The following is a 13,561-nucleotide window of genomic DNA, read 5'->3' on the forward strand; positions in this document are numbered from 1 at the left end:
CCGTGGCGCATTGGGCTAGTAACCGCCATCGGTGCGGCCCTTATCGCCATGCTGGTCGGCCTCGTCCTGCTCTGGCCCACTAGTGCTGCCTCTGAGCATACCTCGGAGGAGTTCGAGTCCACCTACGCGTTGAACCACCCGCAGGTGGAAGGCACCGTGGAGAAGACCGATCATTCGGCGTGCCAATCGGAGCAGACCGGCTTGGCCTTTGATACCCCGCCGCTTATTCCGGAAAAGGAAGAAGTGGACTGTGACCGGGCGCTGGTGAAGATCACCTCCGGCGAGGACGAGGGAAAGATGACCCAATTGGTCACCTACGGCAACGCGGGCGACCCAGAATTGCAGCCGGGCGATGACATCGTGCTATCCAAGGCCACCGATCCTGCCGGGGCAGTATCGTATGCCTTTGCCGATTATCAGCGCAGCCATAGCCTCCTGCTCTGGGGAGTGGTCATCGCGATCGTCATCATTGCTTTCGCGGCGTGGCATGGGGTGCGCGCGATCATCGGCTTGGGGTTGAGCCTTGGTATCGTCTTCAGCTTCCTCATCCCAGCGCTCATTGCGGGCACCAATCCCCTGTGGGTGGCCCTCGCCGCCTGTACCGCCATCATTCTCCTTGCCGTGCCGCTTGTCCACGGCGTGAATTGGAAATCCGCTTCTGCGGTCGGCGGTTCACTGACGGCGCTCGCCATCGCCGCGTTTTTGGCTTGGGCGGCCATCGATAGTTCGCAGCTGCAAGGCTTTAGCTCCGAAGATAACCTCAAGCTGCTGCTATATATGCCCAATGTCTCCATCCTGGGCGTGCTGCTGTGCGGTTTCGTCGTGGGTGCGTTGGGCAGCCTTGCCGATGTCGCCATCGCCCAAGCCTCCACCATCACCGAGCTGCATGAATCCGACCCCGCTGCCACACCGCTAGAGCTTTTCTTATCCGCCATGAGGGTCGGCCGCGACCACATTGCCTCGATGGTCTATACCCTCATTTTGACCTATACCGGCGCCGCATTACCCCTGCTCCTGCTCATCACCGCCGCTGAACGCCCCGCGGGGCAAATACTTAGCAGCGATCTCGTCGCCACCGAACTCCTGCGCTCCGGCGTCGGCGCCATGGCACTGACCCTCGCAGTCCCAATTACCACGCTGATTGCCGCGTTTACGGTCCCGTCACGCCGCCGTTAAAGCGTGCGCCCCAGCGCCTGTATCTTCCAGCCGGCGTTGGACCAGGCCGCAACGTCCAGCACATTGCGGCCATCGATAATGCGCTTATTATCTACCAGCTCGCCGGCCTCGTTCGGGTCCAGTTCCTTAAACTGCTCCCACTCGGTAGCCAGGATGACAAGTTCCGCCTCCCGCAAGGCGGTTTCCGTGTCGGCGGCATAGTCCAAGGTGGGAAAAACCTTCTTGGCGTTTTCCATGCCCTCTGGGTCATAGACGGTGACCGCCGCACCCGCCAAGGACAAGGATCCAGCCACCGAGAGCGCCGGCGAATCCCGCACATCATCCGAGTTCGGCTTAAAGGCACAGCCCAGCACGGTGACGCGGTGGCCCAATAGCGAGCCATTGAAGGCTTCTTTAGACATATCCACCATGCGGTCGCGCCGGCGCATATTAATCGCATCCACCTCGCGCAGGAAGGTCAGCGCTTGATCAGCGCCGAGCTCACCGGCGCGCGCCATAAAGGCGCGGATATCCTTGGGCAGGCATCCACCGCCAAAGCCCAGGCCCGCGCCGAGAAACTTGCGACCAATGCGCTTGTCTATGCCAATGGCATCCGCCAACGCCACCACGTCCGCCCCCGCGATCTCACAAATCTCGGAAACTGCATTGATGAAAGAAATCTTGGTCGCCAAAAAAGCGTTGGCGGATACTTTTACCAGCTCCGCGGTCTGCAGATCGGTCGCGATGAAGGGCGTGTCCTGCGCTAGCGGCTGCGCGTAGATCTCGCGGGCAAGCTCTTCCGCGCGGGATTCTGATTCGCGGGTGCCAATGACAATGCGGTCCGGGGTAATGGTGTCGTGCACCGCATAACCTTCGCGCAAAAATTCTGGATTCCACGCGATTTCCATGCGAGTTCCCTCGGGCGCTAAACCGTCCGCAAGTTCTTGGAGTTCCGCCGCCGTACCTACCGGAACGGTGGATTTGCCAAAGATGACGTGCTCCCCGCGCAGCTTGGGCACCAAGTCCGTGATAACGGCCTTAACGTAGGTCATATCCGCTGCATAAGAACCGCGGCGCTGCGGGGTTCCCACGCCGAGAAAGTGCACGTTGGCAAACTGCGCGGCCTCGTCATAATCCGTGCTAAACCCTAAGCGCCCAGCATCAATATTGCGCTCGAGCACCTCCGGCAGCCCCGGCTCAAAAAAGGGAACCTTGCCCGATTGCAAGACGGAGATTTTATCCTCGTCTACATCGACGCCTAATACTTCATGCCCCAATTCCGCCATGCAGGCGGCGTGGGTAGCACCCAGGTAACCGGTGCCAATAACAGTCATCCGCATAAAACCTCATCCTAGAGATTTTATGTAAATACCAGATTAATCCCTGCGGAAGTTCAGGTAAGACTTTGATGGCGTTGGGCCGCGCTGACCTTGATATTTCGATCCCAAGGCACCCGTGCCATAGGGGCTTTCCGCCGGCGAGGTCATCTTAAAGATGGCCAGCTGGCCCACTTTCATCCCCGGCCATAGCGCAATGGGCAGGTTCGCGGTATTGGAAAGCTCCAGGGTGATATGCCCGGAAAAGCCGGGATCGATAAAGCCCGCGGTGGAGTGGGTTAAAAGGCCCAGCCGTCCCAGCGAGGATTTACCCTCCAAACGCCCGGCAAGGTCAGCCGGGAGGGTGAATTTCTCCAACGTGGCACCAAGAACAAACTCGCCGGGGTGAAGAATAAAGGATTGATCCTCTTCTACTTCCACCAAGGTGGTAAGCTCCGGCATCTCCTCTTTGGGGTCAATGTGCGTATAGCGGGAGTTATTGAATACGCGGAAGTACTTATCCAAGCACACGTCAACGGAAGAAGGCTGGATAAGCTCACTATCAAAGGGCTCGATGCCCAGCTCTCCGGAATCAATGGCGGAACGAATATCACGATCTGAAAGAAGCACGGACCCGATTCTACTCAATCGCCTACCCAAGGTGTATAGTAGGGAAAGCGCATTTAGCGCAGCGCCGACGTAGTTTAATGGTAGAACTGCAGCTTCCCAAGCTGCTGGCGCGGGTTCGATTCCCGTCGTCGGCTCCACTGTCATGAGTCGCGACATGCTTGACGGGTGAGTCGCGACATCGTTGACAAACCGGCATCTCAGTTTCTTTTTGTTCTGGGATGCCGGTTTTGTTGTTATTTGGGGTCTAGGGGTGGGTCTCCTTGTTTCCAGTAGGGCTTTTGGTAGTTGCGGCTGGTGTCGATGTAGTGTTCGGTGATGACTTCGCCGGTTTCGGCTAGTGATGTGATGACGTGGTTGTCGGCGATGACCATGAGGATTTTCTTTCTCTTCCATTTGCGGCCGATGCCTAGGTGGAAGAGTTTGCCGGCGTAGCGCACGGTGGTTTTGCCGTTGTCCCAGACGACGTCGTTTCTTGTGCGCCATTCTTGTGTCGGGTTGTGGGCTGGGTTGGCTTTGGTGCCGGTGGTGTAGGCCTGGTGTGGGGTGCGTCGGCCTAGGGCTTTGTGGGGGCGTGTGGTGTTGTAGTAGTCGCGGAATTCATTGAGGAGTGTCTGCAGTTCAGCGACGGCTTTAGCGGGTGGTCGGGCGTTGATCGATTTTTGAGTGTTTGGTGGAAGCGCTCGATTTTTCCTTGAGTTTGGGGATGGCCTGGACGACCATTTTTCTGTTGGATGCGGTGGTGGTTGAGGGTTTTCTCGAATGCGTTGCGGCCTCCTTTTCGACCTGTGAGTCGTGCCGTAAAGACCAGTCCGTTGTCGGTGAGTGTGGATGCGGGTGGCCCGTAGGTGTCGATGAGGTGTTGGAGCGTTTCTGCGACTGCAGTGCCTGTAAACGCGTGCTGTGAAGTGTCCCAGGTTTTGTTCCGTTTGAGTAGATGGGAAAATCTGGAACATGCCAAGAAAATTTGACCAGGATGCCAAGGACCGCGTCGTTCGCTTGGTGGAGGATCGCATCCTGGCAGAAAACATGTCGAAGCAGGCTGCGTGCCAGGCAGTAGCTCCAAAGTTGGGGGTTTCATGGCACACGGCTCGTCAATGGACCCAGCAAGCCCGCCGTTCGGGAAACATCCCAGAACCTGTGTGTGAAGATTTGGCCGCCGAAAACGCGAGGCTGCGCCGTGAAAATCACCAGCTACGCGACACTAATGAGCTGCTGAAGGCTGCCTCAGCTTTTTCGCCTCATGACTCGACCCGAAACGTCGGAAATGATCCGGTTCATCGATGAATACCGGAATTATTTCTCTGTCGAGTTCATTTGTAAGACGTTGAAAAATAACCGGGCTGGTGGGTTTATCACCCCGCGTGGTTATCGCCAGTCCAAAGCCCGAGGGGTTAAGTGCTCGTCGCCTTCGTGATGCTGTTCTAGTTGAACGCATTAGTGCTGTTCATCGGGATAATTACGGTGCTTACGGTGTGCGGAAAATGTGGCATGCGCTTCGCCGTGAAGGAATCGATATCGGGCGTGAACAAACCGCCCGACTGATGCGCCTGGCCGGTGTTTCTGGCAAAGGCACAGGCGGATCACCAATCACAACCCGAAAAGCTAACGTGCCTGATCTGCGCCCGGACTTGGTTGAGCGTGAGTTCAAAGCTCAGGGCCCGAACAAGCTGTGGGTGGCCGACATTACGTATGTGCGCACGAAGAAAGGCTTTGTCTACGCCGCGTTTGTCACCGACGTCTACTCCCGACGGATCGTCGGGTGGGCGTTATCAGATTCGATGCGGACCGAAGCACTGCCACTGCAAGCTCTTAACCAGGCGATCGTGTGTGCTGAGGAAACAACAGGTCTCATTCACCATTCGGATCACGGCTCACAGTATGTCAGCGTGGTCTACAACGAGCGACTTGCCCAGCACGGCATTATCGCTTCCACCGGGACTGTTGGTGATTCCTATGACAATGCTCTGGCTGAAAACGTTAATGGTTCCTACAAGAACGAGTTGATTCATACCCGCAGGTGGGATGATGTTGTCGAGGTAGAAATCGCGACGTTCGAGTGGGTGTCATGGTGGAACGAGACAAGGCTCCACCAAAGCTTGGGATACCGAACCCCGGTCGAGGTCGAAACCGAGTTTTGGAAGCAGAACCCGCCACAGGCAATAATAGAAATCAAGGCAAATGCCTAGGAACAAAACCCGGGGCACTTCAGGCCGCTCAGAACGACCACGGCACCTTATGGGGAGAACACGACCTCACCTACAGCCTCCATTAACTAGCGCAAGCCCCTTGATAGCCTGGGAGCACTGCCCCCTCTAGAACGACCCTCGACCACGGGAAAGCTCCGGTTTTGGACGCAATGTGGATATCTTCGACCGTACTCGCCGCTGGGCCTTTAGGGCGAACAAACGCAATTGGACAGACGGCATCAACGTCTGGGTTGAAGTTGTCCACGCACACGCCATCGCCGCCAACCTCAACCTAGAAAAAGAACACCGCGACCCCCTCCCCGAAAAAGAAATCCACCGCCTCGCCCCCAGCATCGCCCACTGGGTATGGACACGATTCAATCCCGAACAATTGTCCGCCATCCGAGCAGCACGCGGAAAATCAGGCGAAAAACGGTCCCAACAACGCAACGAAACAGCAAGTGAGGTACCGAATGGTCAAGCCAGATGCACCCCGAAGGCTAGGCGTACGATCTCCAAGGCTCACCGCACGTGAAGCTGCCCTAAAAATCGGTCGTCCTCCCCACACCATTCGCCGCTAGACATCGGAACTTCGTAAGGCGTTTATCGGACGTGCGCACGAAAAACGCGATAAAATCCGGGTGCTCCACAACCAAGGGCTATCTATGCGTGCGATCGCTAAAGGAGTCGGCTGCTCTGTCGGGACCGTGCATCGTTATGTGCACATGAAAGACCAGGCGCGTGCATGATCCACATCCTGGCCTCCGTCTATGCAATAGGCACGTGCAGCTCACCTTGCTAAGCAAGCATGACTCACTACCTAAGCACCTAGGTTTTCAGTAGAGACACCCTCCGCGCATGTCACGCCCGCAGAAATGTAACAAATTAGAAACAATCCTATGAAAACTATTGAACTTAATGTAAAATGTAAAGACATTTTACTTTCTAAATATACGAAGGACATTTCATGAAAAAAGTTGTTCATTAATTCTCTCTAGCATGCTTGCAATTTCCTCAATTATCTCTCCCCCTGCAATTACAGAAGAGCAAGAGGTGGAAAGCTTGGATAACCCTATCGATGGGTCTATCGAGCGGGAGTATAGGAACGTGTTTCTTCAGAATGGAATCACCGACAAGTCAATTCAAGATCGCCTAATTGGGAAAATTGAGAATGGTGAATTAATTGACGCAGATAATCCAGAATCGGAACCTATACGCAGTGAAGAAACTGAGGAGTACGGTCGAGTAACGAAGAAGAATATATACCAGGATGGTTCCGTTAGTACGGTAGAAATGGGACCTAGTAGGTACGCTACTAGAGGAACCGGGATTTCCAATTGCCGAAGCTACGATCATTTGAACTGGGTTCGACACGATAACTGCCGAGTTGTGTACAACGGCATCGCTTTCTCGTACTCATTCTATGCAGATTATTCAACGGCAAAGAGTGGGAAAGTAAACGCTACGATTAGGAATATGCATAGCCCGATAATTCATAGAGCCATTGGCCACACTACAAGTTCGCCCTCCCTTGAAATAACCCAACAATGGCAGAACCGAAATATATCTCCAGCCTCAGCTAGAATGTCTTTCCAGGCAACTGCAGTGAAGGTTTTATGGACAACGACGCTATCTCTAACCCTTGAGGTTTCCGGAGGCCGCGCTCAAGCGTTATCTTGATGCAACTATGATGGTATATGATATTATATTTTCTATATTTGCCGTAGCATTACTAGTGGCCTTGACACTATTCCTGATAAAAGCGGTGTCCTTTATAAAAGGGGTACGGCAAGACATAAAAGACATAAAAGGAGAAGTTACTGGCAAGGGGAATTCTTCCAATAAATTCCAGGATTTAGATATTGAGTGATAACTGTATTTCACAGGTAATATAGTTACCGCTCCTAGTGGTGAACGTTCAAGACCTGCACCACTGTTGAGTCAGAGTTTTAGGTGTTGAACTTTACTGTCTGCGTGCTAGTGCTCGCGTCACCTTTTCTCCTGCCCTCATGCATACCGGGAATCAGCCGACGATTAAAGGCAGGAGTCTCCGATGTGCTGACTCCAGACGGTGTGGTGCTTCACGCTTCGTTGTCTTTCGCCCAATTTACTAGCTCTCTGGTGCGATTTTAGCCCCCTCCGGCCACCAACCGCTGCCCACACAGTGTCGAGCAGTCCTTTAGCTTCGTAGATCGCATCCAAGTGCCCACCAAACAGGGGTCAAGCACGATAGAGAGTTATAATGATACTTCTCCACCCGGTGACAGGTTCTATTGAATAATGCAGTTTGACGATTCTTTTCCGCTTTCGCTCATCCAGATTAATCGAGTACGACTAGGAAAAGTTGAGGGAAAATCATCTTCGGCATCTAGCTCTAGCTTTGCAGCAATTTGCATTACTGGGTCTTTTTTATCATCTTCCTCTTTTTCTGGTACCTCAACGATGGTCGTGAAAATGAAAACGGAGTAATTTTCTTTCTCTGAGTCCGACAACTCTTCTCCAAATCCGACAATTTCATCAATAAGGAGACTAAATATCGGCTCGGTCTGGCCTAAGAGGTAAGCTTGTTCGGATGCTAAAAGAACCTTATGAGACTGTCTTACACGTTCTACTGCTTCCTGATATTTCTCTTTCGCTTTGGGCAGAGATTCGAATGGACAGACGAATTTCGTTATATAGCACCAAATGTGGACGCTTGGATTTAAACTTTTATTTAGCATATATTTCTATATTATCTTGGAGTCCAGTTAGTGCTATAAGCACCGTTTTGCCTGTATTGGCCAATTGTCTTACAGTGTCTCTTAGCATGATTGTCACCGAATCTGGAAACGAAGTTATTTGCTTCTTTTTCAGCCTTTTCTGGATCATTTTTATGGTTTCCGATGACGAAACCAACAACTGGGTTACCTGTTGTATTCTGATGGACTTGGCACTTCACCGTATACATCCCTCTATTATTCTTAGTCCGTGGGTCGTCTGGACCCAGCCCATATGCTAGGGGAGCTAAACAACTCAGTGCGACTAGAATGGATAAGATTCCAGCGTGATTTTTACAACTCTTTTCATAGTTCAGCAGCCCTCAGTTAGCAAAGGAAAACGCCATCGATTCGGCCTGTGGCAACGCCAATATTAGTACGTGTCCCTGGTTGAATTGATTTGCATTGAGTGTCGAGCCCGAAGGCTAGCACCACTTTTACTCGTTGTGGGTCGCTTCCTCCACAATTGTTATAAACTTGGACGAATCCCTTTTCTGCTCGCGCTACAATGCAATTTGGTGCTGGAACAGCAGCCATAGTTGTTAGGGTAGCTTCGGTACTGCGAACTTCGGACCCTGCGAAGAGAACTTCGGCAACTTCACCTTTGGCAAATCTTGCGCTTTGACCCGGTTCTAGTTCGGCAACTTTTAATTGGTTGGTTGATAGATTGAAAGTGGGCGTTTCGGTAGCAGTTGCAGTCGCAGTGGTAGCTGTAGAAGTAGCAATGAAGCCCGCGGTGATTATCGCTACTTTCCTAAGAAATAAAGACATTATTCTCCAACCCTGATAGCTTACTTTTCCAGAAACTTATTCGATCGCCTGAGAGCCGTCAAGAGGTTGTTCAGACTTAAATCTTAGCCAACCATTATTAGGGGCGTGCGCATTCCAAGAGTGCTGATGCATTACTGAGGTTGAGTCGTTGCTGCCATTCTGCATAAGACCAGGTTGCTGAAGCGTAAACGGACCGCCTCAGCGTAAAGTTTCTCAGGTATCGTTCCGTTTCAGTAGATGGGGAAATCTGGAACATGCCAAGGAAATTTGATCAGGATGCCAAGGAACGTCCGGTCCGTCTCGTGGAAGATCGCATCTCGGCGGAAAATACGTCGATGCACCCCGCGTGCCAGGCAGCAGCCCCAAAGTTGGGGTTTCATGGCATACGGCCCGTCTTTGGACTTAACCCTGCCCGCAGTGCCGGGGACATACCAGAGTCCAAACCTGAAGATTTGGCTGCCGAAAACGCAATGCTAGACCGTGTAAATCACCAGCTACACGAAACTAATGAACTTCTGAAGGCTGCCCGAGTTTTTCGCGTCATAACTCGACCCAAAATGTGGGAAATGATCCGATTCATCGATAACTATCGAGATCTTTTCCTAGTCGAATGCATGTGCACCGGCGTTATAAAATAACCGGGCTGGTCAATCGTTTTTATTGTCTCGCATGATTATCGCCAATCCACAGGCCACAACCCGAGGACTTTAGCGATCCTTACCGTCGCGACTGCGTGCAAGTTGAACACAGGAGTACTCTTCACCGTGATAACGACGGCCTCTTTGGCGCCGGCTAACATCCTAATCAAACCCCGAACTTCATACCGAGCCGGAGGCATAAACGTCTACACCACTACACGGGACTTGACCGTCCATATTAACGCAGTGCCCACGGTGGCACCGGTGAAAGATGAGCATGATGTGGTTGTCCCCCACGAAAAACATGACCTTCAACCCCCTGCGAGGCAAGACGGATGACTAACGAGTCTGGCTCCCGCAGCATGGCACTACACCCGCTGCGGGAGCCTTTGTCGTACTCACGCTGGGTTGTGCGCGCTGCATGGCCGCCGAGATTGGGCCAGCGGCAACGCACTTTGCTTACTGGCTAACCACACCGCACGATGGGTTGTGGATCGTAGACCGTGGTCTTGGTCTCGCGGGAAAGCTCCTTGCCGCTGAGATCCTTGATGATGCGGGTATCGGACGTCGTAAAGCCCGGGGCACCGGATGATGGCGAACAGTCGCTGCCTGGCACGGACCTCGGTTGTGGCTCGGTCTTGGCCCAACGGCCGTTATTGATGGATTCCACCTCTACCGTCTTGGTGCCTTTCAAGCGGACGGTGATCTCACCGCCGCCAAAATTAGTCTCGATCTGCACTGGGGTATTGAAAGTATTGGTAAATTGCAGGTCAATGGCGCCCTCGTACACGGTAGCCTCGCGGCCGGCCGGGTAGCGGGAAATGTAGTACGAGTGCGGGGTGTGCGCGGTATCCTGCATGCCCGCGAAGTACGCGGCGTTATACAGCGTGGTGGCGAACTGGGAGATGCCACCGCCCACGGCGGTACCGGAATGGCCGTCGATGATGATGCCGGATTCCACATAGCCCTGCGCGGTGCCGCGGGGGCCGGTATAGCCGTTGAGGGAGAAGGTCTCACCTGGGTTCACCACGGCACCGTTGACCTCTTGGGCCACCAGCTGAATATTGCGCCCGGAGGCAGAAGAGAATCCACCGGTGGAGAACTCGCCCACGGTATCGTTAAACGTCGCGTTTTCGGCGTCCTCGGTGGTGAACTCGGCTGGGTCTGGCTTGTAGGTTGCGTCCCACTCGCGGTCATCGCCAGTCACACGCTTATCAAAGCCCTCCATGGTCGGCTTCCAGTCAATAATCTCGCCGTCCTGGGAGGGCGTGACCTGCTTGGAGCCACCAGCGAATTTCACTTTGGCGTTCACGCCAGGCACATCGGCGCCATCGGTGCGCTCTTGCAGCAATTGCTGCGCGCGGTTGCTATCAACCACTAGGTGCAGCCGACCATCCTTTTTCTCAATGCTGGTGAACTGGGAAATCTCCGGCTTATTCAGCGTTGCGGTGACGTTATTTTTCGCCTTCAAGGTCAGCGGATTATCCAGGGCCTTGGCGGCGTCACCGGTACGCATCTTTTCAATGGCCTCGTCATTAATGGCCGGCTCAATTTCTTCCGGCTCCACCTGCACGCCAGCCTTATCGAGCCAATTCGCTGCCACCGCATCGTGCAATTCGGTGCCTTCTACGGTCTGCCCCAACGTGGGATCGGTGACCTTGAGCTGACCATCATTAAGCTCCAGCATGCCATCGACCGGATCGGTAGAAAGCTCGTCTTTGACGCGGTCAAGGGTGGGCTGCAGCTTGCCATCATCCACATCGGTTTCAACCGGGATGTCTTCTGTAGAGCGAAAGAAACTAACCAACCGGGTAATGGGGTTGAGGGAAGGCTCCTCGATGCCATCGACGGCGGCCTGGTTATCCAGCGCCAGGCCGGATTCGGCAGGGGTAAATTCGGACTGCAGATCTCCTGCGGTCACGGTCACGGGCTGGGTCTCAACGCCCTTGAGCTCGTCCTCGAGCTTGGCCACGGCGGCGGTGCGCTCCATGGCGGAGATATCCACGCCGCCGACGGAGACGCTGCGCGGGATCTTGTCCTGGTTTGCTATGACATCCCAGGCATAAGCGATGCCCGCAATGAGGACGAAGCCAACGATCACGCCAAGCGTGATAAGCCAGCCCTTTGCACCGTTTTTTCCTTCTGCCTTCTTCACGCCTTAAAGGTTAACGGGTAAAGGGGCGTTTTTCCTAGTCGCTGTCCCCATCGTGTACGTGGCGGGCGGCATCGCCGAGGCGCTCAGGGGCCAGCCTGCCCTCATCCACGGCGCCCACGACGGCATCGATCACCGCATTAATATCGGCCTCGGTGGACCACAGGGGCATGTCGGCGCCGGCGGCGAGGGAGGTAATCACGGCATCGGCAAGCGGCAGCGAATCCGAAATCGCCGCCATGCCGCCAATGTCATCGGTATAGATGGTGCCGTCATACTGTAAAGTCTCGCGGGCAAGGCCGTAAGCTTCCGGCAGGATGGAGGCAGGAGTCTGGCCATCGCCCAGGCCCGGGACCGCGAGGTGGCCCATCATCAGCGCCGCATTCGGTGCTGCGGACATGGCATTCCGAAAGGGAATGAACTCATGGTTCTCAAGCTCTTCTAGCGGCGGGGTAATGGCCTCCGCCAGGTGGGTATCGCCCGAGGCACGGCCGTGGCCCGGGAAGTGCTTGAATACGGCCTTAACCCCGGCGGCATCCAGCCCGCGGGCGAAGGCGGCGCCGTATTCGCCGGCCTGCGCGGGGTCGGTGGAAAAGGCGCGGTCGCCCACAACCTCGAGGCCATCGCCATCGACATCGAGCACCGGCGCGAAGTCCACGTTGATGCCGTAGTCCATGAACCGCTTGCCGATGTCCCCCGCCAGCTGTTCCACCTGCTCCGGCGAGTTGTCCGCCGCCATCTGCTGCGCGGAGGGGTATTCGCCCAAGATTTCAGAAAAACGCTGCACGCGCCCGCCCTCAAAATCGATGGCGACCTCGAAATCGCGGCCTAGTTCCGCGCGCAGGGCGTTAATATTGCGGCCCTCTTCTTCTAGCAAACCAGGATCCGCCCAGCTGGGGATGAAGATGCCTCCCACCCCGGCCTCCAGCTTGGCCTTGGCGTCCTCATAGCTGGTTGCCGGCGGCATGAGCACCGAAGCTGCGGTGGCGCGAATATCCTCCGGCGCCGGCGCTGGTGCCGCCTCGGTGGCGGGCGCGAAGGTATCGGGTGATGAGGACGCGGGAGCGGCAGATTCGTGCGACTTGTCCTCGTCCGAGGCGGAATTAGAGCAGGCGCTCAGCACCGCCACGAGGCCCAAACTGACAATGATGCGGGAATATGTCATGCCTTCCAGTGTGCAGGATTCCTCGCGAACTGTCCTAGGCGGTGGGTAGACTAGTGACATGAGTAACGGCAAAACAATGTTAATTGCCTATGATGGCACCGAACGCGCCGACCGCGCCCTGGAGTACGCCGCCCAGCTTTTGCGCCCCTCCACGGTGGAAATCCTCACCGCGTGGGAGCCGGTGGCCCGCCAAACCGCGCGCGCCGTCAGCCGCACAGGCATGCACCAGTCCACCGTGTCCCCCGATAGCGTGGAAGACGATCCGGCTTACGAAGAAGCGCTGAAGATCTGCCGCCAGGGCACCCAATTGGCCGAAAGCCTTGGTTTGGCCGGCCGCGCGCATCTCGTGGAATCCGCCACCACCATCTCTTCGGCCATCGTGGATGCCGCGCACGAGCTCGACGTGGATGTCATCGTCACCGGCACCCGCGCGCTCACCGGCTTTCGCGCCTGGTGGACCAACTCCACGGCGGACCAGATCGTGCGCAACGCGGGCCTGCCCGTCTTTATCGTCCCGCAAGAAAACGACGAAGACGCGGATGACGACGATCCGGAATACTTCTAAGTAGCTGCTAATATCTTTAGCCATGGCTCTGGAATCCGATTCTTTAAACAAGCGCACCCTCGGCCCCGCCGTGGGTAGCGCTGTTGTGGGCATCGCCCTGGGCATTATCACCATCATCGGCATCGCCCAGTTCTCCGGCAGCGATACCGTGCCGGAAGGCAATGCGGTCTCCGCCGATGATGCGGTGCTGGGCGGGCCTGAATACGGTTCCCGCAATTAGATGGGCG

The 13,561-nt window shown here is 55.2% G+C and carries 13 protein-coding genes, 1 tRNA gene and 2 pseudogenes; 9 read left to right on the forward strand and 7 right to left on the reverse strand.

Annotation, left to right across the window (positions count from 1 at the left end; translation table 11 throughout):
• Nucleotides 1-48: 48 nt before the first annotated feature.
• Nucleotides 49-1,176: a YibE/F family protein gene (locus MHX65_RS05965; RefSeq protein WP_239269341.1), complete on the forward strand. Its 1,128-nt coding sequence runs from the start codon at nt 49-51 to the stop codon at nt 1,174-1,176.
• On the opposite strand, the gene MHX65_RS05970 is transcribed toward MHX65_RS05965, so the two are convergent.
• Nucleotides 1,173-2,489: a UDP-glucose dehydrogenase family protein gene (locus MHX65_RS05970; protein ID WP_239269268.1), complete on the reverse strand. Its 1,317-nt coding sequence runs from the start codon at nt 2,487-2,489 to the stop codon at nt 1,173-1,175. The genes MHX65_RS05965 and MHX65_RS05970 overlap by 4 nt on opposite strands.
• 42 nt (nt 2,490-2,531) lie before the next feature.
• Nucleotides 2,532-3,101, reverse strand: a complete 570-nt coding sequence (dcd, locus tag MHX65_RS05975) for a dCTP deaminase (protein ID WP_239269269.1) — start codon at nt 3,099-3,101, stop codon at nt 2,532-2,534.
• 63 nt (nt 3,102-3,164) lie between these two features.
• Between dcd and MHX65_RS05980 the strand changes: the two genes are divergently transcribed.
• Nucleotides 3,165-3,238 (forward strand) — tRNA-Gly (locus MHX65_RS05980).
• Nucleotides 3,239-3,334: 96 nt separating this feature from the next.
• Here the strand turns inward: MHX65_RS05980 and MHX65_RS05985 are convergent.
• Nucleotides 3,335-4,059, reverse strand: a pseudogene (locus tag MHX65_RS05985) (integrase core domain-containing protein).
• Between MHX65_RS05985 and MHX65_RS11605 the strand changes: the two are divergent.
• The 5 genes and pseudogenes from MHX65_RS11605 (at nt 4,028) to MHX65_RS06000 (ending at nt 6,967) form a co-directional block, all read left to right on the forward strand.
• Nucleotides 4,028-4,385: pseudogene (locus tag MHX65_RS11605) on the forward strand (transposase). The pseudogenes MHX65_RS05985 and MHX65_RS11605 sit on opposite strands and share 32 nt — an antisense overlap.
• A 77-nt stretch (nt 4,386-4,462) precedes the next feature.
• The gene (locus MHX65_RS05990; protein WP_349883461.1) at nt 4,463-5,287 is read left to right on the forward strand and encodes an IS3 family transposase; all 825 of its coding nucleotides are present in this window, start codon (nt 4,463-4,465) and stop codon (nt 5,285-5,287) included.
• Nucleotides 5,288-5,459: 172 nt separating this feature from the next.
• Entirely contained in the window at nt 5,460-5,822 is a 363-nt protein-coding gene (locus tag MHX65_RS05995) for a primase C-terminal domain-containing protein (RefSeq protein ID WP_023024206.1), read from the forward strand.
• A 100-nt stretch (nt 5,823-5,922) separates the two neighbouring features.
• On the forward strand, nt 5,923-6,036 hold the full coding sequence (locus tag MHX65_RS11610; RefSeq protein ID WP_349819740.1) for a helix-turn-helix domain-containing protein: 114 nt from the start codon (nt 5,923-5,925) through the stop codon (nt 6,034-6,036).
• A gap of 250 nt (nt 6,037-6,286) precedes the next feature.
• Entirely contained in the window at nt 6,287-6,967 is a 681-nt protein-coding gene (locus MHX65_RS06000; RefSeq protein ID WP_023024208.1) for a hypothetical protein, read from the forward strand.
• A gap of 590 nt (nt 6,968-7,557) precedes the next feature.
• On the opposite strand, the gene MHX65_RS06005 is transcribed toward MHX65_RS06000, so the two are convergent.
• From MHX65_RS06005 to MHX65_RS06020, 4 genes are all read right to left on the reverse strand, one after another.
• Entirely contained in the window at nt 7,558-8,007 is a 450-nt protein-coding gene (locus MHX65_RS06005; RefSeq protein ID WP_023024210.1) for a hypothetical protein, read from the reverse strand.
• A 363-nt stretch (nt 8,008-8,370) separates the two neighbouring features.
• Nucleotides 8,371-8,814, reverse strand: coding sequence for a hypothetical protein (locus MHX65_RS06010; protein ID WP_239269270.1), 444 nt, complete (start codon nt 8,812-8,814; stop codon nt 8,371-8,373).
• A gap of 1,104 nt (nt 8,815-9,918) precedes the next feature.
• The gene (locus tag MHX65_RS06015) at nt 9,919-11,607 is read right to left on the reverse strand and encodes a VanW family protein (protein ID WP_239269271.1); all 1,689 of its coding nucleotides are present in this window, start codon (nt 11,605-11,607) and stop codon (nt 9,919-9,921) included.
• Between the two features lie 34 nt (nt 11,608-11,641).
• A complete protein-coding gene (locus MHX65_RS06020) occupies nt 11,642-12,769 on the reverse strand; it encodes a glycoside hydrolase family 3 N-terminal domain-containing protein (RefSeq protein WP_239269272.1) in 1,128 nt (375 codons plus the stop codon).
• 58 nt (nt 12,770-12,827) lie between these two features.
• Between MHX65_RS06020 and MHX65_RS06025 the strand changes: the two genes are divergently transcribed.
• Together MHX65_RS06025 and MHX65_RS06030 are read left to right on the forward strand one after the other, a co-directional pair.
• Nucleotides 12,828-13,334, forward strand: coding sequence for a universal stress protein (locus MHX65_RS06025; RefSeq protein ID WP_239269273.1), 507 nt, complete (start codon nt 12,828-12,830; stop codon nt 13,332-13,334).
• Nucleotides 13,335-13,356: 22 nt separating this feature from the next.
• Complete coding sequence (locus tag MHX65_RS06030) at nt 13,357-13,554, forward strand: DUF2613 domain-containing protein (protein ID WP_023024221.1); 198 nt, start codon at nt 13,357-13,359, stop codon at nt 13,552-13,554.
• The last annotated feature ends 7 nt before the right edge of the window (nt 13,555-13,561 follow it).

This window comes from Corynebacterium sp. ACRPS (assembly GCF_022346005.1).
GTDB lineage: Bacteria > Actinomycetota > Actinomycetes > Mycobacteriales > Mycobacteriaceae > Corynebacterium.